This window comes from Streptomyces sp. NPDC029152 (assembly GCF_055564355.1).
The window spans coordinates 463,497-486,650 of record NZ_JBVHWR010000003.1; the positions used below are offsets into that span (position 1 = coordinate 463,497).

At 72.9% G+C, this 23,154-nt stretch carries 20 protein-coding genes; 7 read left to right on the plus strand and 13 right to left on the minus strand.

The genetic code is table 11. The annotated features are described in order from the left end of the window. Positions 1 to 57: 57 nt before the first annotated feature. On the minus strand, positions 58 to 1,815 hold the full coding sequence (locus tag ACZ4V6_RS08790) for an SDR family oxidoreductase (protein WP_467824077.1): 1,758 nt from the start codon (positions 1,813 to 1,815) through the stop codon (positions 58 to 60). A 301-nt stretch (positions 1,816 to 2,116) separates the two neighbouring features. Here ACZ4V6_RS08790 and ACZ4V6_RS08795 point away from each other — a divergent pair, with 301 nt between their 5' ends. The 4 genes from ACZ4V6_RS08795 to ACZ4V6_RS08810 are packed head-to-tail and all read left to right on the plus strand — an operon-like array spanning position 2,117 to position 5,625. Next, the gene (locus ACZ4V6_RS08795; RefSeq protein ID WP_467824079.1) at positions 2,117 to 3,079 is read left to right on the plus strand and encodes an ABC transporter ATP-binding protein; all 963 of its coding nucleotides are present in this window, start codon (positions 2,117 to 2,119) and stop codon (positions 3,077 to 3,079) included. After that, a complete protein-coding gene (locus tag ACZ4V6_RS08800) occupies positions 3,069 to 3,986 on the plus strand; it encodes an ABC transporter permease (RefSeq protein WP_467824082.1) in 918 nt (305 codons plus the stop codon). Before ACZ4V6_RS08795 ends, ACZ4V6_RS08800 begins: the two co-directional genes overlap by 11 nt. Further along, positions 3,983 to 4,894, plus strand: a complete 912-nt coding sequence (locus tag ACZ4V6_RS08805) for an ABC transporter ATP-binding protein (protein WP_467824085.1) — start codon at positions 3,983 to 3,985, stop codon at positions 4,892 to 4,894. The genes ACZ4V6_RS08800 and ACZ4V6_RS08805 overlap by 4 nt, the downstream gene beginning before the upstream one ends. An 11-nt stretch (positions 4,895 to 4,905) precedes the next feature. Continuing rightward, positions 4,906 to 5,625 carry an ABC transporter permease subunit gene (locus ACZ4V6_RS08810; RefSeq protein WP_467824086.1) on the plus strand — a complete coding sequence of 240 codons (720 nt, stop codon included), beginning with the start codon at positions 4,906 to 4,908 and terminating at the stop codon, positions 5,623 to 5,625. Between the two features lie 267 nt (positions 5,626 to 5,892). Here ACZ4V6_RS08810 and ACZ4V6_RS08815 read toward each other — a convergent pair whose 3' ends face one another. The 9 genes from ACZ4V6_RS08815 to ACZ4V6_RS08855 all read right to left on the minus strand — a co-directional run bounded on the left by ACZ4V6_RS08815 (position 5,893) and on the right by ACZ4V6_RS08855 (position 15,816). After that, positions 5,893 to 6,711 (minus strand): HAD family hydrolase, encoded by an 819-nt coding sequence (locus tag ACZ4V6_RS08815; protein ID WP_467824089.1) that lies wholly within the window; start codon positions 6,709 to 6,711, stop codon positions 5,893 to 5,895. Beyond that, positions 6,708 to 7,985: a serine--tRNA ligase gene (gene serS, locus ACZ4V6_RS08820; RefSeq protein ID WP_077798118.1), complete on the minus strand. Its 1,278-nt coding sequence runs from the start codon at positions 7,983 to 7,985 to the stop codon at positions 6,708 to 6,710. The genes ACZ4V6_RS08815 and serS overlap by 4 nt, the downstream gene beginning before the upstream one ends. Before the next feature lie 563 nt (positions 7,986 to 8,548). Then, positions 8,549 to 9,481, minus strand: coding sequence for a prephenate dehydratase (gene pheA / locus ACZ4V6_RS08825; protein WP_467824091.1), 933 nt, complete (start codon positions 9,479 to 9,481; stop codon positions 8,549 to 8,551). An 84-nt stretch (positions 9,482 to 9,565) separates the two neighbouring features. Next, complete coding sequence (gene efeB / locus ACZ4V6_RS08830) at positions 9,566 to 10,879, minus strand: iron uptake transporter deferrochelatase/peroxidase subunit (protein WP_467824093.1); 1,314 nt, start codon at positions 10,877 to 10,879, stop codon at positions 9,566 to 9,568. Positions 10,880 to 10,887: 8 nt separating this feature from the next. Continuing rightward, positions 10,888 to 12,852, minus strand: a complete 1,965-nt coding sequence (locus ACZ4V6_RS08835) for a copper resistance CopC/CopD family protein (protein WP_467824095.1) — start codon at positions 12,850 to 12,852, stop codon at positions 10,888 to 10,890. A gap of 13 nt (positions 12,853 to 12,865) precedes the next feature. Continuing rightward, the gene (locus tag ACZ4V6_RS08840) at positions 12,866 to 13,330 is read right to left on the minus strand and encodes a copper chaperone PCu(A)C (protein ID WP_467824097.1); all 465 of its coding nucleotides are present in this window, start codon (positions 13,328 to 13,330) and stop codon (positions 12,866 to 12,868) included. Beyond that, the gene (locus ACZ4V6_RS08845; RefSeq protein ID WP_467824099.1) at positions 13,327 to 13,977 is read right to left on the minus strand and encodes an SCO family protein; all 651 of its coding nucleotides are present in this window, start codon (positions 13,975 to 13,977) and stop codon (positions 13,327 to 13,329) included. The genes ACZ4V6_RS08840 and ACZ4V6_RS08845 overlap by 4 nt, the downstream gene beginning before the upstream one ends. 84 nt (positions 13,978 to 14,061) lie before the next feature. After that, complete coding sequence (locus ACZ4V6_RS08850) at positions 14,062 to 14,808, minus strand: YcnI family copper-binding membrane protein (protein ID WP_467824102.1); 747 nt, start codon at positions 14,806 to 14,808, stop codon at positions 14,062 to 14,064. Between the two features lie 159 nt (positions 14,809 to 14,967). Next, entirely contained in the window at positions 14,968 to 15,816 is an 849-nt protein-coding gene (locus tag ACZ4V6_RS08855; RefSeq protein WP_467824104.1) for a hypothetical protein, read from the minus strand. A gap of 221 nt (positions 15,817 to 16,037) precedes the next feature. Here ACZ4V6_RS08855 and ACZ4V6_RS08860 point away from each other — a divergent pair, with 221 nt between their 5' ends. Further along, complete coding sequence (locus ACZ4V6_RS08860) at positions 16,038 to 16,502, plus strand: ATP-binding protein (RefSeq protein WP_467824106.1); 465 nt, start codon at positions 16,038 to 16,040, stop codon at positions 16,500 to 16,502. Between the two features lie 360 nt (positions 16,503 to 16,862). Here the strand turns inward: ACZ4V6_RS08860 and ACZ4V6_RS08865 are convergent, their stop codons facing one another. Both ACZ4V6_RS08865 and ACZ4V6_RS08870 read right to left on the minus strand, forming a co-directional pair. Further along, the gene (locus ACZ4V6_RS08865; RefSeq protein ID WP_467824108.1) at positions 16,863 to 18,353 is read right to left on the minus strand and encodes an aminopeptidase P family protein; all 1,491 of its coding nucleotides are present in this window, start codon (positions 18,351 to 18,353) and stop codon (positions 16,863 to 16,865) included. Positions 18,354 to 18,445: 92 nt separating this feature from the next. Beyond that, on the minus strand, positions 18,446 to 19,855 hold the full coding sequence (locus tag ACZ4V6_RS08870; protein WP_467824110.1) for a PP2C family protein-serine/threonine phosphatase: 1,410 nt from the start codon (positions 19,853 to 19,855) through the stop codon (positions 18,446 to 18,448). Positions 19,856 to 20,473: 618 nt separating this feature from the next. Here ACZ4V6_RS08870 and ACZ4V6_RS08875 point away from each other — a divergent pair. Then, on the plus strand, positions 20,474 to 21,139 hold the full coding sequence (locus tag ACZ4V6_RS08875; protein ID WP_467824113.1) for a bifunctional DNA primase/polymerase: 666 nt from the start codon (positions 20,474 to 20,476) through the stop codon (positions 21,137 to 21,139). A 56-nt stretch (positions 21,140 to 21,195) separates the two neighbouring features. Further along, positions 21,196 to 21,825 (plus strand): hypothetical protein, encoded by a 630-nt coding sequence (locus tag ACZ4V6_RS08880; RefSeq protein ID WP_467824115.1) that lies wholly within the window; start codon positions 21,196 to 21,198, stop codon positions 21,823 to 21,825. Positions 21,826 to 22,082: 257 nt separating this feature from the next. On the opposite strand, the gene ACZ4V6_RS08885 is transcribed toward ACZ4V6_RS08880, so the two are convergent. Then, positions 22,083 to 23,048, minus strand: a complete 966-nt coding sequence (locus ACZ4V6_RS08885; RefSeq protein WP_467824117.1) for a DUF5926 family protein — start codon at positions 23,046 to 23,048, stop codon at positions 22,083 to 22,085. Positions 23,049 to 23,154 lie beyond the last annotated feature (106 nt).

Consider the following 23,154-nt stretch of genomic DNA (forward strand, 5'->3'; position numbering starts at 1 on the left):
GTTTGATCCACAGCTACATGAGGTTGTCCACAGGTCTCAGGGGCGTTCCTGTGGAAACTACAGCGGCGGCGACACCCGGGCGAGCCTGCGCAACGCCCCCGGAAGGAAGCGGGACATGAGGTGTGCGCCGCGCGCCTCGGGCGTGACCGGGACGACGGCCCGGTCGTGCACCACGGCCTCCAGGATCGCGTCGGCGACCTTCTCCGGCGGGTAGTTGCGCATCCCGTACAGCCGGGCGGCGCGCCGCTGCCGGCGTTTCTCCTCGTCCGCGTCCACCCCGGTGAAGCGTGCCGTCGAGGTGATGCCGGTGTTGACGAGACCGGGGCAGATCGCCGTGACGCCGATCCCCTGCCCGGCCAGCTCGGCGCGCAGGCACTCGCTCAGCATCAGCACGGCCGCCTTGGAGGTGCTGTAGGCGGGCAGCGCCTTGGAGGGCAGGTAGGCGGACGCCGAGGCGGTGTTCACGATGTGGCCGCCCTGTCCCCGCTCGGCCATCTGACGGCCGAAGAGGCGGCAACCGTGGATCACGCCCCACAGATTGACGTCGAGGACCTTTTTCCAGTCCTCCGGTGTGGTCTCGAGGAAGGAGCCCGACAGGCCGATCCCGGCATTGTTCACGAGGACGTCCACCACGCCGTACTCCGCGGCGACCCTGGCCGCGAGCTTCTCCATGGACTGCTCGTCGGAGACGTCGGCGGTCTCCGCCCATGCCTGCCGGGCACCGGCCGGCCGGGACAGCTCCGCGGTGCGGGCCGCGGACCCGGCGTCCCGGTCGACGGCCACCACGCGCGCGCCGGCCTTCGCGAACGCGAGCGCCGTCGCCCGCCCGATGCCGCTGCCCGCACCGGTGACGAGGACCAGCTGACCGCCGAAGCGGTCGGCGTGCCTGCCGCTCGCCGTCACCTCGGTCCGCCCGTCCTCGACGGTGGTGACGAACTCCGCGATCCAGTCCGCCAGCCGGTCGGGCCGGGTGCGCGGCACCCAGTGCTTGGCGGGAAGGGTGCGGCGGGTGAGTTGCGGCGCCCACTGCTCCAGCTCGTCGTAGAGCCGCTCCGACAGGAACGCGTCACCGAGGGGCGTGACGAGCTGGACGGGCACGTGGGCGTGGGCGTCGTCGCGCGGGTGCCGCAGCCGGGGCCGGACGTTGTCCCGGTACAGCCAGGCTCCGTGCGCGGCGTCCGCCGGCAGGGACGCGGTCGGGTAGTCGCCGCCGGGCACCTGCTCCACGCGCCGCAGGATCCCCGGCCAGCGCCTGCCGAGCGGGCCGCGCCAGGCCAGTTCGGGCAGCACCGGTGTATGCAGCAGGTAGACGTACCAGGACTTGGCGCCCTGGCCGAGGAGCTGGCCCACCCGGCGGGGCGTGGGCCGCTTGATCCGCCGGTTGATCCAGTGGCCGAAGTGGTCGAGGGACGGCCCCGACATCGAGGTGAAGGACGCGATGCGGCCCTCGGTGCGCCCGACCGTGGCGAACTCCCAGGACTGCACCGAGCCCCAGTCGTGGCCCACCAGGTGCACGGGCCGGTCCGGGCTGACCGCGTCCACGACGGCCAGGAAGTCGTCCGTCAGCTTCTCCAGCGTGAACCCGCCGCGCAGCGGGCTCGGCGCGCTGGACCTGCCGTGGCCCCGGACGTCGTAGAGCACCACGTGGAACCGGCCGGCGAGGCGGGCGGCCACCTCGGACCAGACCTCCTTGCTGTCCGGGTAGCCGTGGACCAGGACGACCGTCGGCTGCCGCGGGTCGCCCAGCTCGGCCACGCACAGCTCCACATCGCCCGAGCGCACCCAGCGCTCCCGCGCACCGTCCAGCACCGTCATCTCTCCTCCGCCCGGCTGCCGCACGCGCGGCAGCCCGTCGTCCAGCCAGAAGGCGCTCCCCGTGCCACCCGTCCCGGCGGCCCCCGCCGACCGCCCTGCTCGTCCGGCACGCGACACCGCCGAATCTCCCAGTTGTTAGACCCAGCGTCAATAGGGCGTCGCGACATGGCTCCCGGAGCCCGCACCATGACCCTCAGGTACGGCATCCCCTACGGGCCCGTACTACTCGAGTCTGACCCCAAGACGGCTCTTCGGTCTGACGACCGAAGTGGCGGACGTCACTACTGTCGTGGATGTGACTGTGATCGCGACCGAAAGCCTGAGCAAGCGGTTCCCCCGGGTGACCGCGCTCGACCGGCTCTCCGTGGACATCGGACCCGGTGTGACCGGACTCGTGGGCGCCAACGGCGCCGGCAAGTCCACTCTGATCAAGATCCTGCTGGGTCTGTCCCCCGCCACCGAGGGCCGGGCCGAAGTGCTCGGTCTCGACGTCGCCACCAAGGGCGCCGACATCCGCGAGCGGGTCGGCTACATGCCGGAACACGACTGCCTGCCGCCCGACGTCTCGGCCACCGAGTTCGTCGTCCACATGGCGCGCATGTCCGGCCTGCCGCCGACCGCCGCGCGGGAACGGACCGCCGACACACTGCGCCACGTAGGCCTGTACGAGGAGCGCTACCGCCCCATCGGGGGCTACTCGACCGGCATGAAGCAGCGCGTGAAGCTCGCGCAGGCCCTCGTCCACGATCCGCAGCTGGTCTTCCTGGACGAGCCGACCAACGGCCTCGACCCGGTCGGACGCGACGAGATGCTCGGCCTCATCCGCCGCGTCCACACCGACTTCGGCATCTCGGTCCTCGTCACCTCGCACCTGCTGGGCGAACTGGAACGCACCTGCGACCACGTCGTCGTCGTCGACGGCGGCAAGCTGCTGCGCTCCAGCTCCACCACCGACTTCACCCAGACCACGACGACCCTCGCGATCGAGGTCACCGACACCGACGAGCACCCCGACGGCACCCGCGCGGTCCGCGACGCGCTCCACGCGCGCGGGGTGACCACCGAGGACGGCAGCGGGCTGCCCGGCGCCGGCCACGTCCTGCTGCTGAGCGCGTTGGGCGACGAGACGTACGACCTCGTCCGCGACGTCATCGCGGACCTCGGTCTCGGCCTGGTGCGCATGGAGCAGCGCAGGCACCACATCTCCGAGGTCTTCAAGGACGGCGACGCAGCACGGAAGGAGGCGGTCGGCCATGGCGACTGAACAGCCCCTGCAGGCACCGGCCACGATGCCGGGCGACCAGACACGCATCCACAACATCGGCTACCGCAGCTACGACGGCCCCCGCCTCGGCCGCGCCTACGCCCGCCGCTCCCTGTACTCGCAGTCCCTGCGCGGCGCCTACGGCCTCGGCCGCTCGGCCAAGTCCAAGGTCCTGCCGATGCTCCTGTTCGTGGTGATGTGCCTGCCCGCCGGCATCATGGTCGCGGTGGCCGTCGCCACCAAGGCGAACGACCTGCCCCTGGACTACACGCGCTACGCGATCGTCCTCCAGGCCGTCATCAGCCTCTACGTCGCCGCCCAGGCACCCCAGTCCGTCTCGCGCGACCTGCGCTTCAAGACCGTGCCGCTCTACTTCTCGCGGCCCATCGAGACGTCCGACTACGTCCGCGCCAAGTACGCGGCACTGGCCTCGGCGCTCTTCATCCTCACCGCCGCCCCGCTGCTGGTGCTCTACGCGGGCGCCCTGCTCGCCGAACTCGACTTCGCGGACCAGACCAAGGGGTTCGCACAGGGACTCGTCTCCGTGGCACTTCTCTCGCTGCTCTTCGCCGGCCTCGGCCTGGTCATCGCCTCGGTCACCCCGCGCCGCGGCTTCGGCATCGCCGCCGTCATCGCCGTCCTGACCATCACCTACGGAGCGGTCTCCACCCTCCAGGCCATCGCGGACGTCCAGGACAGCTCCGGATCCATCGCCTGGATCGGCCTGTTCTCGCCGATCACCCTCATCGACGGCGTGCAGTCCGCCTTCCTGGGCGCCACGTCCTCCTTCCCCGGCGGAAGCGGACCGGGCACCGCGGAGGGCGCGGTGTACGTCCTCGTCACCCTGGGCCTGATCGCCGGCGCCTACGGGCTCCTGATGCGCCGCTACAAGAAGGTGGGACTGTGACCACGCTGAACATCGACCACGTCTCCCGCTGGTTCGGCAACGTGGTCGCCGTCAACGACATCACCATGACGATCGGCCCCGGCGTCACCGGCCTCCTCGGCCCCAACGGCGCGGGGAAGTCCACCCTCATCAACATGATGGGCGGCTTCCTCGCCCCCTCCACCGGCACCGTCACCCTCGACGGGCAGCAGGTCTGGCGCAACGAGACCATCTACAAGCACATCGGCGTCGTCCCCGAACGGGAGGCGATGTACGACTTCCTCACCGGCCGCGAGTTCGTCCTCGCCAACGCCGAACTGCACGGCCTGGGCGCCAAGGCGGCCCAGGAGGCGCTCGCCACCGTCGAGATGGAGTACGCGCAGGACCGGAAGATCGCCACGTACTCCAAGGGCATGCGGCAGCGCGTGAAGATGGCCTCCGCCCTCGTCCACCAGCCCTCGCTGCTCCTGCTCGACGAGCCGTTCAACGGCATGGACCCGCGCCAGCGCATGCAGCTGATGGACCTGCTGCGCCGCATGGGCGACGAGGGCCGCACGGTGCTGTTCTCCTCGCACATCCTCGAAGAGGTCGAGCAGCTCGCCTGGCACATCGAGGTCATCGTCGCCGGACGCCACGCGGCCAGCGGCGACTTCCGCAAGATCCGCCGCCTGATGACCGACCGACCGCACCGCTACCTGGTGCGTTCCAGCGACGACCGCGCCCTCGCGGCGGCGCTGATCGCCGATCCGTCGACGTCCGGCATCGAGGTGGACCTCGCCGAGGGAGCGCTGCGCATCCAGGCCGTCGACTTCGGCCGTTTCACGGCCCTGCTGCCCAAGGTCGCCCGCGACCACGGCATCCGGCTGCTCACGGTCTCGCCGTCCGACGAGTCCCTCGAGTCCGTCTTCTCGTATCTCGTCGCGGCGTAGGAGGCCGAAGAATGTACGACCCCACAGTCGCCCGGCTCACCTACCGGGCCCTGCTCGGCCGCCGCCGGGCCCTCATCCTCGGCGCGCTCCCCCTGCTGCTGCTCGTCATCGCCGTGGCGGTGCGGGCGCTCACCGGGGCCGACGACCAGACGGCGACCGACGTGCTCGGCGGCTTCGCGCTCGCCACCATGGTGCCGATCATCGGCGTCATCGCGGGCACCGGCGCCATCGGTCCCGAGATCGACGACGGCTCGGTGGTGTACCTGCTGTCCAAGCCCATCAAGCGGCCGACGATCATCTTCACCAAACTGATCGTCGCCATCGCCGTGACCATGGTCTTCTCCGCCGTGCCCACCCTGCTCGCCGGCCTGATCCTCAACGGCAACGGCCAGCAGGTCGCCGTCGCCTACACGATCGCCGCGCTGGTCGCCTCCATCGCCTACGCCGCGCTCTTCCTGCTGCTGGGCACGGTGTCGCGGCACGCGGTGGTCTTCGGACTCGTCTACGCCCTCGTCTGGGAGGCACTGTTCGGCTCCCTCGTGCCCGGCGCCCGCACCCTGAGCGTCCAGCAGTGGTCACTGGCCGTGGCCCAGAAGGTGGCCGACGGCAACCTGGTCACCTCCGACGTGGGCCTGCCGACCGCGACGGTGCTGCTGGTCGCCGTCACCGTGCTCGCGACCTGGTACGCCGGCCAGAAGCTGCGGTCGCTGACGCTCGCGGGAGAGGAGTGACCGGACCCGACGGTGACGGGCCCCGGCCCCGACGGTGACGGGCCCCGGACCCGACGGTGACGGGCCCCGGCCCCGACGGTGACGCAGGCGGCAAGGCGTCGTACGGCCGCCTTTAATCGGTGGCACCCGGCTTGCCGTACCGGCACTGTGGTGGATGCACGAGGCCGGACGGCGCCGGTGAATCGGCGGCCGCTTCGAGCACGCGAGACGCCTCGCGTGGGCCGACCGACGGGGACGCCGGCGCCGCCCGGACCGTTTCGGCCGCAGTCAGAGCGACAACCGCTCCAGCACCACGGCGATCCCGTCCTCGTCGTTCGAGGACGTCACCTCGTCGGCCACGGCCTTCAGCTCCTCGTGGGCGTTGGCCATCGCCACGCCCCGGGCGGCCCAGCCGAACATCGGGATGTCGTTGGGCATGTCGCCGAAGGCGATCGTGTCCGCCGCCTTCAGACCCAGACGGCGGGCCGCCAGGGACAGACCCGTCGCCTTCGACAGGCCCAGCGGAAGAAGCTCGACGACACCGGCACCGGACATGACGACCGTGACGAAACCGCCCGCGGCCTGCCGGGCGGCCTCCGCCAGCTCGTCGTCCGACAGCGTCGGATGCTGGATGTAGATCTTGTTCAGCGGAGCGGACCACAGGTCCGACGCGTCGGTGAACGGAACCGCCGGGAGGTGACCACCGACCGCGTAGCCCGGCCCGACCAGGACGTCGCCGTCCAGACCGTCGCGGCTCGCCGCCAGGTACAGCGGACCGGTCTCCGCCTCGATCTTGGCCAGTGCCACCCCGGCCAGCTGGCGGTCCAGCGTGACCGAGGTCAGCAGCCGGTGCTCCCCGGCGTGGTACACCTGCGCGCCCTGACCGCAGACGGCGAGGCCGTCGTACTCCAGTTCGTCCAGTATGTGCCGGGTCCACGGCACCGCGCGCCCGGTGACCACGATGTGGGCCGCGCCCGCCGCGGTGGCCGCGGCGAGCGCCTCACGGGTGCGCGACGAGATCGTGTCGTCACCGCGCAGCAGCGTGCCGTCGAGGTCGGTGGCGATCAGCCGGTACGGAAAACCCCCGGCGGAACCGGTGTCGCTCACTTCGCCACCGGCTCCAGGACCTCCCGGCCGCCCAGGTACGGGCGCAGCACCTCGGGCACGCGCACCGAGCCGTCGGCCTGCTGGTGGTTCTCCAGGATCGCCACGATCGTGCGCGGCACCGCGCACAGCGTGCCGTTGAGCGTCGCCAGCGGGCGCACCTTCTTGTCCTCGCGGACGCGGATGGACAGGCGGCGGGACTGGAACTCGGTGCAGTCCGAGGTCGAGGTCAGCTCGCGGTACTTGCCCTGGGTCGGGATCCACGCCTCGCAGTCGAACTTGCGCGACGCCGAGGCGCCCAGGTCGGCGGAGGCGACGTCGATGACCCGGAACGGCAGTTCCAGCGACGTCAGCCACTGCTTCTCCCACTCCAGCAGGCGCTGGTGCTCCGCCTGCGAGTCCTCGGGGAGGACGTAGGAGAACATCTCGACCTTGTCGAACTGGTGCACGCGGAAGATGCCCCGGGTGTCCTTGCCGTGCGAGCCCGCCTCACGGCGGAAGCAGGGCGAGAAGCCGGCGTAGCGCAGCGGCAGCCGGTCGGCGTCGAGGATCTCGTCCATGTGGTACGCGGCGAGCGGCACCTCGGACGTCCCGACCAGGTACAGGTCGTCCTTGTCGAGGTGGTAGACGTCTTGGGCGGCCTGCCCGAGGAAGCCGGTGCCGGCCATCGACTGCGGGCGCACCAGCGCCGGGGTCAGCATCGGCGTGAAGCCGGCCGCCGTCGCCTGGGCGATCGCCGCGTTGACGAGGGCGAGCTCCAGGAGGGCGCCGACGCCGGTCAGGAAGTAGAAGCGCGAGCCGGAGACCTTGGCGCCGCGCTCGACGTCGATGGCACCGAGCAGCTGGCCCAGCTCCAGGTGGTCGCGGGGCTCGAAGCCCTCGGCGGCGAAGTCGCGGTGCGTGCCGTGCGTCTCCAGCGTGACGAAGTCCTCCTCGCCGCCGACGGGAACGTCGGGGTGGACGAGGTTGCCGAGCCGCTGGAGCAGTTCCTGGGTCTCGGCGTCGGCGGCGTCACGCTCGGCGTCGGCGGCCTTGACGTCGGCGGCGAGCTGGCTCGCGCGCTTCAGCAGCTCGGCCTTCTCGTCACCGGTGGCCTTGCCGATGAGCTTGCCGAGGCCCTTCTGCTCGGCGCGCAGCTCGTCGAAGCGGACGCCGGACGACCTGCGCCGCTCGTCGGCAGACAGGAGGGAGTCGACGAGCGCGACGTCCTCTCCACGGGCACGCTGCGACGCGCGCACACGGTCGGGGTCCTCACGGAGCAGGCGAAGGTCAATCACGCGGTCAAGGCTACCGGTGCGCGGTGACGGCTCACGACTCACTATTGCCGGCCGCGTTCCCGCATGCTCCGCCGTGGGGGAAATGGCACTTTGTGTTCCCGCCTGCCGGACCTGTCAACAAAGGGCGCTCCCTTCCCCGGAAGGATGCAGGCGGCGGGCACCGGGTTGACCGGACTTCCTTGCGCGGAGCGGGACTTGGCCGGGCTGTAGGGGGCCGACTGTCCACAGGCCGTGTGGCTCGGGAAAAGTTATCCACAGGCTGTGAGAAAGATCTGTGGACTCCGGAAGTGATCCTTCCTAAACGGGCATGACGGGGCATGCCGGGTGGGGAATTCTTGCGCCAAACCCCCTGCATGCTCACTTTCGAGCGAAAACAGGCCACTCCGGAGGATGAAGGGCAGGGAAAGGGTGGACGAGGGGCAGCCTGGGCGCCTGTGGACGAAGTCGGTGCCCGTAGGAGGATTTGTCGACCGAAAGGGACTTCGTTATCGACTTGTCCTCACGTCGAGAAGCAGGCCTGTGGATAACTTCTGTGGATAACGGCGATCAGTGGATACGCCCGGTCAGAAGCGGCCGTCCTGGCACCGCGCCACCCAGTCGGCCGCCGCGGTGAACTCCTCGTCCGAGGTTCCCCGCCGCAGGGGCGCCACGTCCGACGGATCGACCTCCGCGCGCGGGTACGACCCCAGGAACCGCACCTGGAGACAGATCCGCTTCAGACCCATCAGGGCCTCGGCCACCCGCCGGTCGGAGATGTGACCCTCGGCGTCGATGCAGAAGCAGTAGTTGCCGATGCCGGCGCCGGTGGGCCGGGACTGGAGCAGCATCAGGTTGATGCCCCGGGTGGCGAACTCGCCCAGCAGGTCGCGCAGCCCGCCGGGGTGGTCGTCGCGCTGCCAGAGCACGACGGACGTCTTGTCCGCGCCCGTGGGCGCCGCGGGCCGGGCGGGACGGCCCACGAGCACGAACCGCGTCTGGGCGTTCTCCGCGTCGTGGATCTCGGACTCGAGGACCTCCAGGCCGTACCGCTCGGCGGCGAACTCGCCGGCGAAGGCGGCGTCGTACCGGCCCTCCTGCACGAGGCGGGCGCCGTCGGCGTTGGAGGCGGCCGATTCCCAGGCCACGTCGGGCAGGTGCGCCTTGAGCCAGTTGCGCACCTGGGGCTGGGCGGCGGGGTGGGCGGTGACCGTCTTGATGTCCGACAGCCTGGTGCCGGGGCGGACCAGCAGCGCGAAGGTGATGGACAGCAGCACTTCGCGGTAGATCATCAGGGGCTGGCCTGCGACCAGCTCGTCGAGGGTGGTGGTGATGCCGCCCTCGACGGAGTTCTCGATCGGCACGAACGCGGCCTCCGCCTCGCCGACGCGCACGGCGTCGAGCGCGGACTGGACGGACACGTAGGGGACCAGTTCCCGGGTCGCCGCCTCGGGAAGGGTGCGCAGGGCGACTTCGGTGAACGTGCCTTCGGGACCGAGATACGCGTAACTGGCGGGCATGAGCCTCACCTTAGTGGCCCTGCCGGACGGCGAGCACGCTTCCCCGGCGCGCCACCCCATGGGGCGACGCACCGGAGCGGCGGGTCATCCCTCCAGCAGCCGCTGCCCCACGTACTCGCCCTCCGCCGCCCCGCCCGGCACGGCGAACAGACCGCTGGCCTCGTGCCGGACGAACTGCGACAGCGCGTCCCCGCGGTCCAGCTTGCGCTGCACCGGTACGAAGCCGCGCAGCGGGTCGGCCTGCCAGCAGACGAAGAGGAGGCCCGCGTCGGGGACGCCGTCGGCGTCGAAGCCGTCGTGGTACGAGAACGGGCGGCGCAGCAGGGTGGCGCCGCCGTTCTGGTCGGGGCGGGTGATGCGGGCGTGCGCGTTGATCGGGACGACCAGCTTTCCGGACCCGTCCGTCTTCTCCAGGTCCATCTCGGTCGTCTCGGTACCCCCGGACAGGGGAGCGCCGTCGGACTTGCGCCGCCCGATGACCTGCTCCTGGGCCGTGACGGAGAGCTTCTCCCAGTCGTCGAGGAGCATGCGGATCCGGCGCACGACGACGTAGGAGCCGTTCGCCATCCATGCGGGCTCGCCCTTACCGGGCACGAAGATCCGCTCGTCGAAGCCGGGGTCGGCCGGCTTCGGGTTGCGGGTGCCGTCGATCTGGCCCATGAGGTTGCGGGTGGTCATGGGGCGGGCGGTGGCGCCCGGTGAGCGGTTGAAACCGTTCATCTGCCAGCGGACGCGGGCGGCCGAACCGGCGTCCCGCTGGATCGCGCGCAGTGCGTGGAAGGCGACCAGGGCGTCGTCGGCGCCGATCTGCACCCACAGGTCGCCGTTGCTGCGGGCCTTGTCGAGGTGGTCGGAGGAGAAGTCGGGCAGGGGGTCGAGGGCGGCCGGGCGCTGCCGTTCCAGACCGGTCCGGCCGAAGAAGCTGTGGCCGAAGCCGAAGGTGACGGTCAGGGAGGAGGGGCCCGCGTCCCGGGCGACGTCCGTGTCACCGGGTCCGGCCGGTTCGCCCGCCATCAGCCGCCGGGCGGTGTCGGACCAGCGGCGCAGCAGGGCGGCGGCCTCCTTGCGTCCGGCGCCCGGCCTCAGGTCGAAGGCGACGAGGTGCCCGCGGGCCTGCATCGGCGTGGTGATGCCGGGCTGGTGTTTCCCGTGGAACACCACCCGCTCGCTGCCCAGCGAGGTGAGCGGTGCGGCCGCGGAGGAGGGGGCGGCGGCGTATCCCGCGGCGCCGCCCGCCGCACCGAGCACGAGCCCGGTGGCACCGGCGGTGCCGAGGAGCCGGCGCCGTGAGATGCCCTCGCGCGGGGCGGCGTCGACGGCGTCGTGCGGGCCGGGCCCGGTGGGTGCCCCGGGCGTCGTTCCGTGGGGGCGGGCCTCCGGGAGGGACTGGTCAGCCATGGTGCGGTTCAGCCGATCTGCGCGTTCTTGGAGAGGGTCACCTGGTCGATGTCGGAGGTGCGCACGGTGACGGCGACCTTCCAGTCGCCGGCCATCGGGAGCTGCACTCCGCTCGCCGACCAGTGTCCGGTGGTGATGTGGTCGGGGACGACGGGCAGGGGCCCGAGGTCCTTGGCCTCCAGGGTGAAGGCGACCTTGATCTCGGGGATGTCGACGGCGCGTCCGTCCGGGTCCTCGACGTAGAGGTGCAGGTCGTTGTCGCCGGTCCGGGCGGGGGCGAGCTCGACCCGTACGACACCCTTGCCGTTCGCGCTTCCGGTGTCGAAGGGCATGTCCAGGGTCACGGTTGCGGACGCCGTGGAGGACGAGGAGGCGGCGGACCGGCCCGCGGCCCGGGCTTCCTGCTCGGTGCGTCCGGGTTCGGTCTGGGTCAGCACGGTGGTGACGGCGAGCAGGACGACGGCGACGCCCGCCTCGGCGAGGACGGAGCGGCGCAGTCCGAGGCGGTGGGGGTCGGCGTCCCGCAGGCGTTTCTGCCGGGCGGTATCCATGGCGGCCCGCTGCCGGGCGAGCTGGGCGGCGCGCTGGGAACCGCCGGAACCCTTCGACGCGCCCGTCGCCCGGGCGGCGGGGGAGTCCTCCGGAGTCCCGGAGCCGCCGGAGTCCTTCGACGCCCCCGGTGTCGCCGGGCCGCCGGTCACGGAGACCTGGTCCTTCTCCCGCCGCGGGACGACCGCGGACGTCGTCCGGGCCAGCCGTGCGGTCCACCGGCGCGAGAGGTGGGCGATGCCGGTCATCACCGCGACGAGGGCGATCTTGACGAGGAGCAGTTGCCCGTAGCGGGTGTCGGTGAAGGCGGACCAGGAGCCGAGCTGGCGCCAGGTCTGGTAGACGCCGGTCACCACGAGCGTGACCACGCTGCCGAAGGCGATGCGGGAGAAGCGGCGTACGGCGGTGGCGGGGACGGGGGTGCCGGCGGGGGCCCGGTACAGGGCGGTGATCAGGGCGGTGAGCCCGCCGAGCCAGCCGGCGACGGCCAGCAGGTGGACGACGTCGACCGGCATGGCGAGGCCGGCCTGGAGGCCGACGGAGGCGTGCTCGGACAGCGCCCAGGTCGCCGCGAGCCCGGCGGCCACGACGGTCCCGCCGACCGCGAGCCCGAAGGTGAGGTCCTTCTTCTCCTCGTCCTCGCGCTTGTCGTAGGCGCCGAAGAGCACGGCGACGAACAGGGCCGCCGCGGCGAGCAGCAGCAGCCGGGAGACCAGCGAGGCGCCGCTCTTGGTCTGCAGGACCTGTCCGAGCAGGCTCAGGTCGAAGACGTCGCTGAGCTTCCCGGAGCCGGTGTAGGAGCCGCGCAGCAGGAGCAGCAGCAGGGTGGCGGCGGTGAGCGCGAGCCACCCGGAGACGACGAGCCGTTGCAGGGGCCGTACCCCGGAGCCGCGCGGCCAGCAGACGAGGACGAAGGCGGCGCCGCCGGCCAGGACGACGAACCCGGCGTAGGACACGTACCGGCCGAGGCCGTACAGCCCGCCGACGACGCCGCCGCCCGCTTCCTGGCCGTCGACGGAGACGGAGGTCTTGGAGGGGGCGCCGACGGAGAAGGTGTAGGCGCCGGAGACCGGGTGGCTGTCGGCGGAGACGACCTGGTAGGCCACGGTGTAGGTGCCGTCCGGCAGGCCGGCGTGCAGCTTGACGGCGTACGTCGTGCCGCCCGTGCCGGCGGGCCGGCCGTCGTCGACGCGCCGGCCCTCGGGGTCCAGGACGCGCAGCGAGTCGTCGTCCAGGAAGACCGTCTCGGAGAAGGTGAGCGACACCCGGGCCGGGGCCTTGTCGACCACCGCCCCCTGCCGGGGGTCGCTGCCGGTCAGCGCGGCGTGCGCGGAGGCCGGGCCGGCGGCGGCGAGCAGCGCGCAGGCCGCGGCCAGGAGCAGCAGCACCAGGGTCCGCACGCGGGGGGCGGTGGTCCGGGTCAAGGTGGTCCCTCCCTCAGTGTCCGGTGTGTCCGGCGGCGGGCCGGTACGTGGCCGGCTTCACCGGCATCTCGACCGTGACGGGGTCGGAGTGGGCGAAGTGGAGTTCGACGGAGACCGTCTCACCCTGTTCGGGCCGGCGCGTCAGCTTTTCGAACATCAGGTGGTTGCCGCCGCTCTCGAGCACGAGTTCGCCGTGCGCGGGGACGGGCAGGCGGTCGACCCGCTTCATCGTGCCGCCGACGGTCTCGTGGACGGTGACCTCGCCGGCCGCGCTGGTGACGGACGTCAGCTCGTCCTCGGCGTCGCCCTCGTTGGCGATGGTGAGGAAACCGGCGGCCATCGTGTCGGAGACCGGCTGCGGTATGTAGGCGGCTTCGACGGAGAGTTCGGCGGCCGCGTCGGAGCCGGAGTGGCCGCAGCCCGCGAGGAGCAGGGCGCCGATCACCGCCGCGGCGGCCAGGGCGGGGCGGCGGGTCACGGGTTCTCCCCCTCGGCCAGCTTGGGGAGGTCCTCGGTGTAGTCGTCGACGGTGGCGTCCTTGCCGTAGAGGACGTAGCCGGCGTCGGTCTTCGGGGAGAAGGCGATGACCTGGGTGCCGTGGGTCGACACGACGTTGCCGTCCTTGTCCTTGGTCGGCGGGTCGATGGAGATGCCGAGGGTGCGGGCGCCGGCCTGGACGGTGTCGAAGTCGCCGGTCAGGCCGATGATCTGGGGGTCGATGCCCTTGAGCCACGTGCCGAGCGCGGCGGGGGTGTCCCGCTCGGGGTCGGTGGTGACGAACACGATGCGCAGCTTGTCCTGCTCGGCCCGGGGCAGCTGCTTCTTGGCCACCGCGATGTTGTTCATGGTCAGCGGGCACACGTCGGGGCAGTGGGTGTAGCCGAAGTAGATCAGGGTGGGCTTGCCGGCGGTCTGCTCGCGGAGGTCGTACGGCTTGCCCTGGGTGTCGGTGAGGACCAGGTCAGGCTTCTCGAACGGCTTGTCGAGGACCGTGGCCGCCTGCTGGGTGGTGTCCTCGGAGACCATGGTGACGGGCTTGTCGCTGTCTCCGCCGCTGCCGCAGGCGGAGAGGGTCAGGGAGGCGGCGGCGAGCAGCGCGGCCGCGGCGAAAGTCTTCTTGCGCATGGAGAAATGTCCCAGATGTGATGTGCCCCGGTGTGCGCCGGGGTCCGCGAACGGGACCCCGGCGCACACCGGCGGGGGGTGCGGTTACGCCGAGGCGCCGGTGTTCCGGCGGCGGCCGGCGAGGACGCCGTACGCGACGCCCGCCGCGCCGACGACGATGCCGGCGATGCCGAGGACGCGGGCGGTGGTGTCGCTGCCGTCGCCGGAGTCGGCGGAGGTGTCGGCAGCGGTGTTCTGGGCGGCGGACCCGGCGCCGGTGCCGGTCTTCGCGCCCGCGGCGCCGTGGGCGTCGCCCTCGGCGGCGGTCAGTGTGAGCACGGGCGCCGGGTTGTCGGGCTCCTCCTGGCCCTCCTGCGGCACCTCGATCCAGCGCACGACCTCCTTGTCGGAGTACGTCTGGATCGCCTTGAAGACCAGTTCGTCGGTGTCCTCGGGCAGCGCGCCGATGGAGAGGGGGAACTTCTGGAAGTAGCCGGGCTCGACGCCCTTGCCGTCGGCGGTCCAGGTCACCTTGGTGACGACCTCGGTGATCTGCTCGCCGTGCGCCTCCAGCGGCTTGGCGGGCTTGGCCTTGGTGACCTCGGCCTTCCAGCCGGGGATCGGCTGCGGCATGACGGACGCCAGCGGGTGGTCGGCGGGGAAGCTGACCTCCAGCTTGGTGGTGGAGGAGTCGTCCCGCTCGTTGGGGACCTTGAAGTCGACGACCGCGTAGCCGCCCTTGGCGGCCGCGCCCTCCGGCTGCACGCTGACGTGCGCGAAGGCGGGGACGGACAGGGCGAGGACGGCGATGCCGGCCGCGGAGCCGGCGGCGGCGATACGGGAGACCTTCATGGACGGAGTACTCCGCTTCGTGTGGTGACCCGGCGAGGAGCCGGTGTCGGAAGTGGTGGGAGGGGTGCGCGCACGCGCGCGTGCCGCACGACGGCGGCCCCTCCTCCGTCACTCCGGCCCGAAGGTGGAAGCGGGTCGGCGGTCGGTGGTCGCGTCGTGTCAGGCGGCGAGGGCGAGGGTGCTCGGCGGCCCGCGCCTGATCACCGTGTGCTGGAGAGCGGTGGTGTGCGGCCGGGCCGGCGCGAGCAGGGCGGTGCGCGGTGGACGCGGCCCCGTGCGGGGTGCTCCCGCGAGCCCGCGGTGCAGGGCGCGTACCAGGGCGAGCGCGGCGCGCAGGGCGCGGACGAGCGCTCCCTCGGCCATCGACTGGGCGGAGTGCGCCGACAGTGCGACGAGCCGTGCCACGGCCAGGTCCCCGCGCCGCAGCAGCCAGCCGGCGGCGAGCGCCGCGAGGACGTGGCCGAGCAGCATCGGCAGGGACGGCAGCAGGGATGCGGAGGAGCCGGCGGCGGACAGGGCGTCCGCCGGGTGGTGTGCCGCGCCGGTGCGGGCACCGGAACCCGGTGCGAGCCGCGCGTCGGTGAGGATCCGCTGGGCCTGGACGGGGCTGATCGCCGCGGCGGTGGTCCCGCAGACCAGGCGTGCGGCCTGCTGGACCAGCGAGGCGTCGGACAGCGGACCCGCCCCGCCGGGGGACGTCCCCGCCGTGACCGCCGTGACCGCCGCGGCCCCGTGCTGTCCGAGCCCGAACACCGTGTGCAGAGCGGTCTGGCCGACCGCGAGCAGCACCGCGATCCCGGGCAGCGAACGCTCGCGCCCGGCGAGGGGCACGGCGACCACGACCGCCCCGAGGAATCCCGCGCCCAGCGTCCACAGGGGGACGGCGGCGCAGGAGGCGAACGTGTGCCCCGCCGCGGCCAGCACGACGCAGACCGCGGCGAACACCGCGGCCCGCAGGATCCGGAGGTCGTTCCCGGAGCGCGCCGAAGGCGGGTGGGGGGCAGTCATGGCGGGCTCATCATCGCACTGGCGGTCCCCGCGCCGTACGGCAGGTCCGCAAGATGCCGTACGACCGGATGGTCGCCCTTGCCACGAGCCGTCCCACATACACCGGTCACCGGGGCGGTCGCATCCGCCGTCCGGGCGGTTCGACGCGGACAGCGCGCTTACGGCCGTGCACGAAGGGCAATACGTAACGGTATGTCGAGGCGCGGCCGGGAGGCTGGAGCATGAGCATCTGGTGGTCACTCCATCTGCGGCGCGAGGCTGCGAGCGTGCCCCTGGCCCGCCGCCTGCTGCTCGGCACGATGGAGACCGCGGGTGTCGACCCCGACATCTCCTTCGACCTCTCCGTCGCCCTCAGCGAGGCCTGCGCCAACGCCGTGGAGCACGGCGGGGACGACGAGCCCGGCGGCCCCTCGGACGCGTACCGCGTCACGGCCTACCTCGACGGCGAGCGGTGCCGCATCGAGGTCGCCGACACGGGCCCCGGCTTCGACGCGGGTGTCTGCGGCCGGCCAAGCGGCCCGGCCCGTCCGGTGCCCGCCGACGCCGAGCACGGGCGCGGCCTGTGTCTCATCCGGGAGCTCGCCGACCACGTCCACATCGGCGGCACACCGGGCCGGACGGGGGCCGTGGTGAGCTTCGACAAGATCCTCAAGTGGCGGGAGGACGCCCCCCTGGTGGCGGTGTGACGGACACGGCCGTGGTGCCGTCCGGCACGCGGGCGAGGAGCGCGAGCCCTCCCGCACACGGCCGGAGGCGACGACGGTCCGCACCGGCGGTGCGATCGCCCCGCGCGCCCGCCCCGGGCGGTCCGGCAGTGCCGTACGCGGCCCGGTCCGCCCGCGCGGGTCCCTCGTGGTCGTACGCCGCCTCGCCGTGCTCCGCGGCACGCCGGGCCCGGCCGCCGGCGGCCGGGCCCCGACGCCCTTCCCCGGCGGCCGTCCCCGGACGCGGGTCCACGCCGACGGCGGACCGGAAGGCGCCGCGTGAACCCCCGGGCACGACGACGGCCGGGTACCCGGTGCGGTACCCGGCCGTCCGTCCGGAGGTCAGCCCTTCAGCGAGGCCATCCACGCCTCGACCTCGTCCGACCGGCGCGGCAGCCCGGCGGACAGGTTCCGGTTGCCGTCCTCGGTGACGAGGATGTCGTCCTCGATGCGGACGCCGATGCCCCGGTACTCCTCGGGCACGGTCAGGTCGTCGGCCTGGAAGTACAGGCCGGGCTCGACGGTGAGGACCATGCCGGGCTCCAGGGTGCCGTCGACGTAGGACTCCACGCGCGCGGCGGCGCAGTCGTGGACGTCCAGGCCGAGCATGTGGCCGGTGCCGTGCAGCGTCCAGCGGCGCTGCAGGCCCAGCTCCAGCACCCGCTCGACCGGGCCCTCGACCAGGCCCCACTCGACGAGCCGCTCGGCCAGCACGCGCTGGGCGGCGTCGTGGAAGTCGCGGTACTTGGCGCCCGGCTTCACGGCCGCGATGCCGGCCTCCTGGGCGTCGTACACGGCGTCGTAGATCTTCTTCTGCAGCTCGCTGTAGCGGCCGTTGACCGGCAGGGTGCGCGTGACGTCCGCCGTGTAGTACGTGTGCGTCTCCACACCCGCGTCGAGCAGCAGCAGGTCGCCGGAGCGGACCGGGCCGTCGTTGCGGACCCAGTGCAGGGTGCAGGCGTGCGGGCCGGCGGCGGCGATGGTGCCGTAGCCGACGTCGTTGCCCTCCACGCGCGCGCGGAGGAAGAAGGTGCCCTCGATGTAGCGCTCGCTGGTCGCCTCGGCCTTGTCGAGGACCTTCACGACGTCCTCGAAGCCGCGGACGGTGGAGTCGACGGCCTTCTGCAGCTCGCCGATCTCGAACTCGTCCTTGACGAGGCGGGCCTCGGAGAGGAAGACGCGCAGCTCCTCGTCGCGCTCGGCGGTGACCTTGTCGGTCAGCGCCGCCTCGATGCCGGCGTCGTGGCCGCGCACGACGCGCACCGGTCCGGTGGCCCCGCGCAGCCTGTCGGCCAGCTCGCGCACGTCGGAGGCGGGGATGCCGTACAGCTTCTCCGCCTCGGTGAGGGAGTGACGGCGGCCGACCCACAGCTCGCCCTGACCGCTCAGCCAGAACTCGCCGTTCTCGCGGTCGGAGCGGGGCAGCAGGTAGATCGTGGCCTTGTGGCCCTCGCCCTCGGGCTCCAGCACCAGGACGCCGTCCTCGGTCTGGTTGCCGGTGAGGTAGGCGTACTCGACGGAGGCGCGGAAGGCGTACTCCGTGTCGTTCGAGCGGGTCTTCAGGTTGCCCGCGGGGATCACCAGGCGCTCGCCGGGGAAGCGCGCGGACAGCGCGGCCCGGCGGGCGGCGGTCTCGGCGGCCTGGGGGATCGGCTCCAGGTCGCGCAGCTCCGTGTCGGCCCAGCCGGACTTCATGTTCTCGGCCAGCTCGTCGGACACGCCCGGGTACAGGCCGTTCTTGCGCTGCTTGACCGGTTCGTCGCCCGTCGCGTCAACGGCGTCCTCAAGCACGGCTTCCGGGGTCTCCGGGGTGAGCTCCTCCGCCACGGTCATCCTCCTTGATACGGCACTGGACCACCCCCATCGTACGGTCGTACGGAAGGGGGCCCAGGGCCGAAGGACCCGTTACACCGGGCGGCGGCGCGTCACTGGTCGAAGCGGACCGCCAGCAGCACCACGTCCTCCTCGGAGTCCGCCTCGTCCGCGCCGTCCGGCAGCACCGTGCGCAGCACGTGGTCGGCGACGGCGTCCGGGTCGTGGCGCTTGGTGCGCGGCACGCCGGCCGCCGCGGCGTGCAGCCGTGCGAAGGCGCGGTCCATCGGGTCGCCGGTGCGGCGCAGCAGCCCGTCGGTGTACAGCAGAACCGTCTCTCCGGGTTCGGCCCGGACCTCCACGCTCGGCGCCTCCCAGCAGGCGAGCATGCCCAGCGGCGCGGAGACGGAGGTCTCGACGAACTCGGTGCGCCGCTCGCCGATCAGCAGGGGCGGGCTGTGTCCGGCACCGGCCAGGGTGATCCGGCGCAGCGCGGGCTCGCAGTAGCCGAACAGGGCGGTGGCCGAGCGGGCGGGCTCGGTGAGCCGCAGCAGCAGTTCCAGGTCGGACAGGACCGCGACCGGGTCCTCCCCCTCCATCACGGCGTACGCCCGCAGGGACGCGCGCAGCCGCCCGGTGGCGGCCAGGGCGCTGGGGCCGGATCCGGTGACGGAGCCGACGGCCAGGCCGAGCGCGGCGTCCGGCAGCGGCAGGGCGTCGTACCAGTCGCCGCCGCCGCGCGGGCCGGTGCGGCGGCGGGCGGCGAGCCGCACGCCGGGCACCCGGGGCAGGCGCGAGGGGAGCAGCTCCTCCGCCATGGTCGCCATGCACACGCGCGTGCGTTCGGTCTCCAGGAGCCGGGCCAGGTGCTCGGCGGCGTACCGGGCGTACAGCCCGGCGAGGTGCCGCTGCCGCTCGCGCGGTTCGGCGGGTTCGTCGTAGAGCCAGACGGCGGCCCCGAGGCGCCCGGCGCGCTCGGTGGACAGGGGAAGGGCGTAGCTGGCGGCGTAACCGAGGCGGGCGGCGACCTCGCGGTGGCGCGGGTCGAGGCCCTCCTCGGCGAACAGGTCGGGTTCGGCGATGCCCCCCTCGGCGACGGGCAGCCCCTCCAGGATCCGTCCGTACGACAGCGAGCTGCGCGGCACCGTCTCGATGTGGCCGAGGTCGGCGCGGGCCAGCCCGAGGCCGATGGTGGTGTCGGGGCCGAGGCCGTCGGCCGGTTCCAGGACGACGAGTCCGCGCCGGGCGCCCACCAGGGCGGCGCCGGCGCGCAGCAGTTCCTGGAGCGCTTCGGCGAGGGAGTCCGTGCGGGCGAGGCGCTCGGTGAGTTCGTGCAGGGTCGTCAGGTCCGACACCCAGCCGGCGAGCCGGTCCTGGAGCAGGGCGCCCGGCGCACCCGAAGTACCCGGGCCGCTCGACGGGAGGGCCGGGGGAGCACCCGCGGCGGCGGACGCGACAGTGTGTGCGGGGGACGGCACGGTCGAATCGATTCCAGCCACTTTCGCAGGGTGCGGGGCGTTCATGGTGTCCGGCTTTCCGACCGGTGCTTACTGCTCAAAAGCATCGCAAACCCCCATGTCCTTCTGCGCCGCAGCAGTGTCTCCACATGTACACGCACTCGTAAGGAGATGTCCAGCATTGTCCTGCGGGGATTACTGGTGTCCGTGGGATGTGAGGGGCCTCCTTTCCTCGCCCCTTGCGGAAAAGCGAAGTTGGCTCGAAACTGCCTCAGAGGATGTCTTGTTGCGGTCTTCTGGGGGCGCTCCACGGAGCGTCACAGCGGTCGTGATGGGTACGTACCCGGTGAAGGCCAGGGGTGGCCGTGGGCCACCCGGAACCTGGCGGCGGACCCGGGCGTCCTATCCACCGACGACCGTGCCCCATCCTCCCGTGGCGGAAGCGGAGAGAAACACGCGGGACGGCGAACGCCAGACTTCGCCACCCCCGCGCCAGCCCCATGCTCGTGATGGACGCAGTATGGACGCAGCCGCCGCGGACGCAGTCAGAGCTCGGCCCACAGGGGTCCCCTTGCCCGCGGCAGGGGTGTGATGCGCCACCAGCTACGCACAGCGAAGTGATCGACACATGGTGTGAGACGACCACGGTGTTGCCAGGCGTGCAACGGAAAGGAACGAGCGCTCATGCGCGAGATCCTCGGAAGGCGACGCAGGCTCCTGTCCCGGCGGGGCGGCGGGCGGCCTGAGCTGATCGGCACGGCCCTGACCTACGCGACGCAGTGGCGGTGGCCCGTGGTCCCGGGCGCGGCGCCCGACCCGCAGGCGCGCTCGCGCTGCGCCTGCCCCGATCCCGAGTGCGCGGTGCCCGGCGCCCATCCCTTCGACCCCGGTCTCCTCGCCGCCACCACCGACGAGCGGATGGTGCGCTGGTGGTGGACCAACCGTCCGGCGGCGCCGATCGTCCTGGCCACCGGAGGCGGCGCCCCGTGCGCCGTCTCCCTGCCCGCCCTGCCGGCCGCCCGCGCCCTGGCCGCGCTCGACCGCGCCGGCATGCGGCTCGGCCCGGTCGTCGCCTCGCCCACCCGCTGGTCGCTGCTGGTCCGGCCGTACTCCATGGAGCAACTGGGCGAACTGCTCTACGCCAAGGACTTCGTCCCCGGCTCGCTGCGCTTCCACGGCGAGGGCGGCTACCTCGCCCTGCCCCCGTCCGGGACCGGCCGGGGCGGCGTCCGCTGGGAGCGGGCGCCGCTGCCCGGCTCCGCCTCGCCCTGGGTGCCCGACGTGGAGGCCGTGGTGGACGCGGCGGTCGACGCCCTCACCCGTACGGGTGTGAGCGCGCCCGAGTTGTAGGGGTGTCGGGCGCGCGCGGAAGCCGGCGTCCGACCGGGGTCGTTATCGTCCGCTCCATGCCGCTTCGAGCCGGGGTGCACCGCGCCGCGAGACCGCACCGCCGCCGCCCGGCCGGCCGCGGGTTCCGTCCGTACGGCCTCGCCGGCGTCGTGGCGTGCGCGGTCGTGCTGCCCTTCGCCGTGGCGTCGGCAGGACCCGTGCGCAGCGGGGAGGAGGACGGCCGGTCCCTCGGCGCGCGCCCGCTGCCGCGCGGCGACGAGGGCAAGGCGTCCGGGCGGACCGACGGCACCGCGCCGTCCGCCGCCGGTCCCGCCCGCACCACGCTGCCGCCCGGCCTGGCCACCGCCGTGCGCTGCGGCCCCGAACTCACCTCGCCCGAGGGCGTCGAGGCGCAGGCCTGTGTGCTGACGCAGGGCACCGGGACCTGGGCGCGGACCTACTACCGCAACGCGACCGGCGGGCCGCTGGAAACCGTGCTGAGCCTGCTGGGGCCCGACGGCCTCCGTGTGCGGATGCGCTGCGTGGTGGGCGCCGAGGACGCGCCGGGCATGTGCGAGACACCCCGTGCGCGGGTGCGGGGCGAACCGGTCGGCTACACCGCGGTCGCGGAGTTCGCGGGCCGGGCCGGCTACGGACCGCTGCTGCTGCGCGCCGGCAGCAACTCGTCCGAGGAGAAAGGCCGTTGAAGGACCGGTCGTGAGCGCGTGGGCATCGGGGCGCATGGAAAGACCCGGTTGCTGGCGACGGGGGATGCACCAGCAACCGGGCTACTCGAACGGTAACAAGAGATCGGCGGTTAGCAAATTCGATCTCCTGTTTTCCGGTCACCGACTGGCGTGACCCTGCCGGGAGTTGTGACTGGAGTCACCCGTTCCGTGTCCGGTGGTCCGGCTGACCGGTCGGTCAGCCGGACCGGACGCCGGGGCCGTGCGCCGGCCGCCGCTCAGCTGAGGGTGACCTGCCGGTTGGTCAGGCCGCCGCGCGCCCGGCGCTCGTCGGGAGTGAGCGGCGCGTCCGCGGCCAGCGCCTCGGCGAGGCGCTCGGCGAACTCGGCCGCCGGCTTCTCCACGTCCTCGGCGGTGGTCCCGCTCGGCAGGTCCCAGACCGGGACGGTGAGCCCGTGGGCGCGGAAGGAGCCCACGAGGCGGGTGCCCTCGCCGAGGCTCGACCGGCCCGCCGCGTGCAGCCGGGCCAATGCGTCCAGAAGCCGCTCCTCCTCGTGCGGCATGACCCACCGCAGGTGGTTCTTCTCCGGCGTCTCGCACCAGTAGGCGGCGTCCACGCCCTGGAGCCGGACGGTCGGGATGGCCGCGGCGTTGGCCCGCTCCAGGGAGGCGGCCACCTCCGGCGTGGCGTTCTCCGCGTCCGGGACCCAGAACTCGAAGCCCTCGCGCACCACCGGCTCGAAAGCCCCCTCGGGCGCGAGCAGGTCCTGCAGACGCGGACCGTCGGCCGGAGCGCGACGCCCCTGCACGGGCGTGCCCGGCGCGGCGGTCAGAGCCCGCCGGAGGGTGTCCGCCAGGTCGCGGCTGATGTCGCCCGACGCCGTGTCGTTCTGCAGGCCGAGCAGTACCGAGCCGTCGTCGCGGCGCAGGGCCGGCCAGGCCATCGGCAGCACCGTGGCCAGCGTGACCGACGGAACGTCCTCGGGCAGACCGTCCTTCAGCGTCAGCTCGACCGTGGCCGCCGGCACCAGCTCGCGCAGCGCCACCCAGTCGCACTCGCCGGGCAGTCCTTCGAACGGACGCTGCACCAGCGCGGTCGTGGCCTGGGCGGCGGCCCGGCCGTGGCAGGCCTTGTAGCGGCGGCCGCTGCCGCAGGGGCAGGGCTCGCGGGCGCCGACGACCGGGACCTCGCCGTCGGTGAGCTGGGGCCGCTTGGCCTTCGTCTGGGGTCGCTTCTTGGCCATCGTGGGTGTCTCCCGGTTACGGCTCTACTCGTACGGGCGCGAGCCTAGCCGTTCGCGTCCCGGCCGACGGGACCCTGTGGACGACGAGCCGCGTGTGGGCGACTCC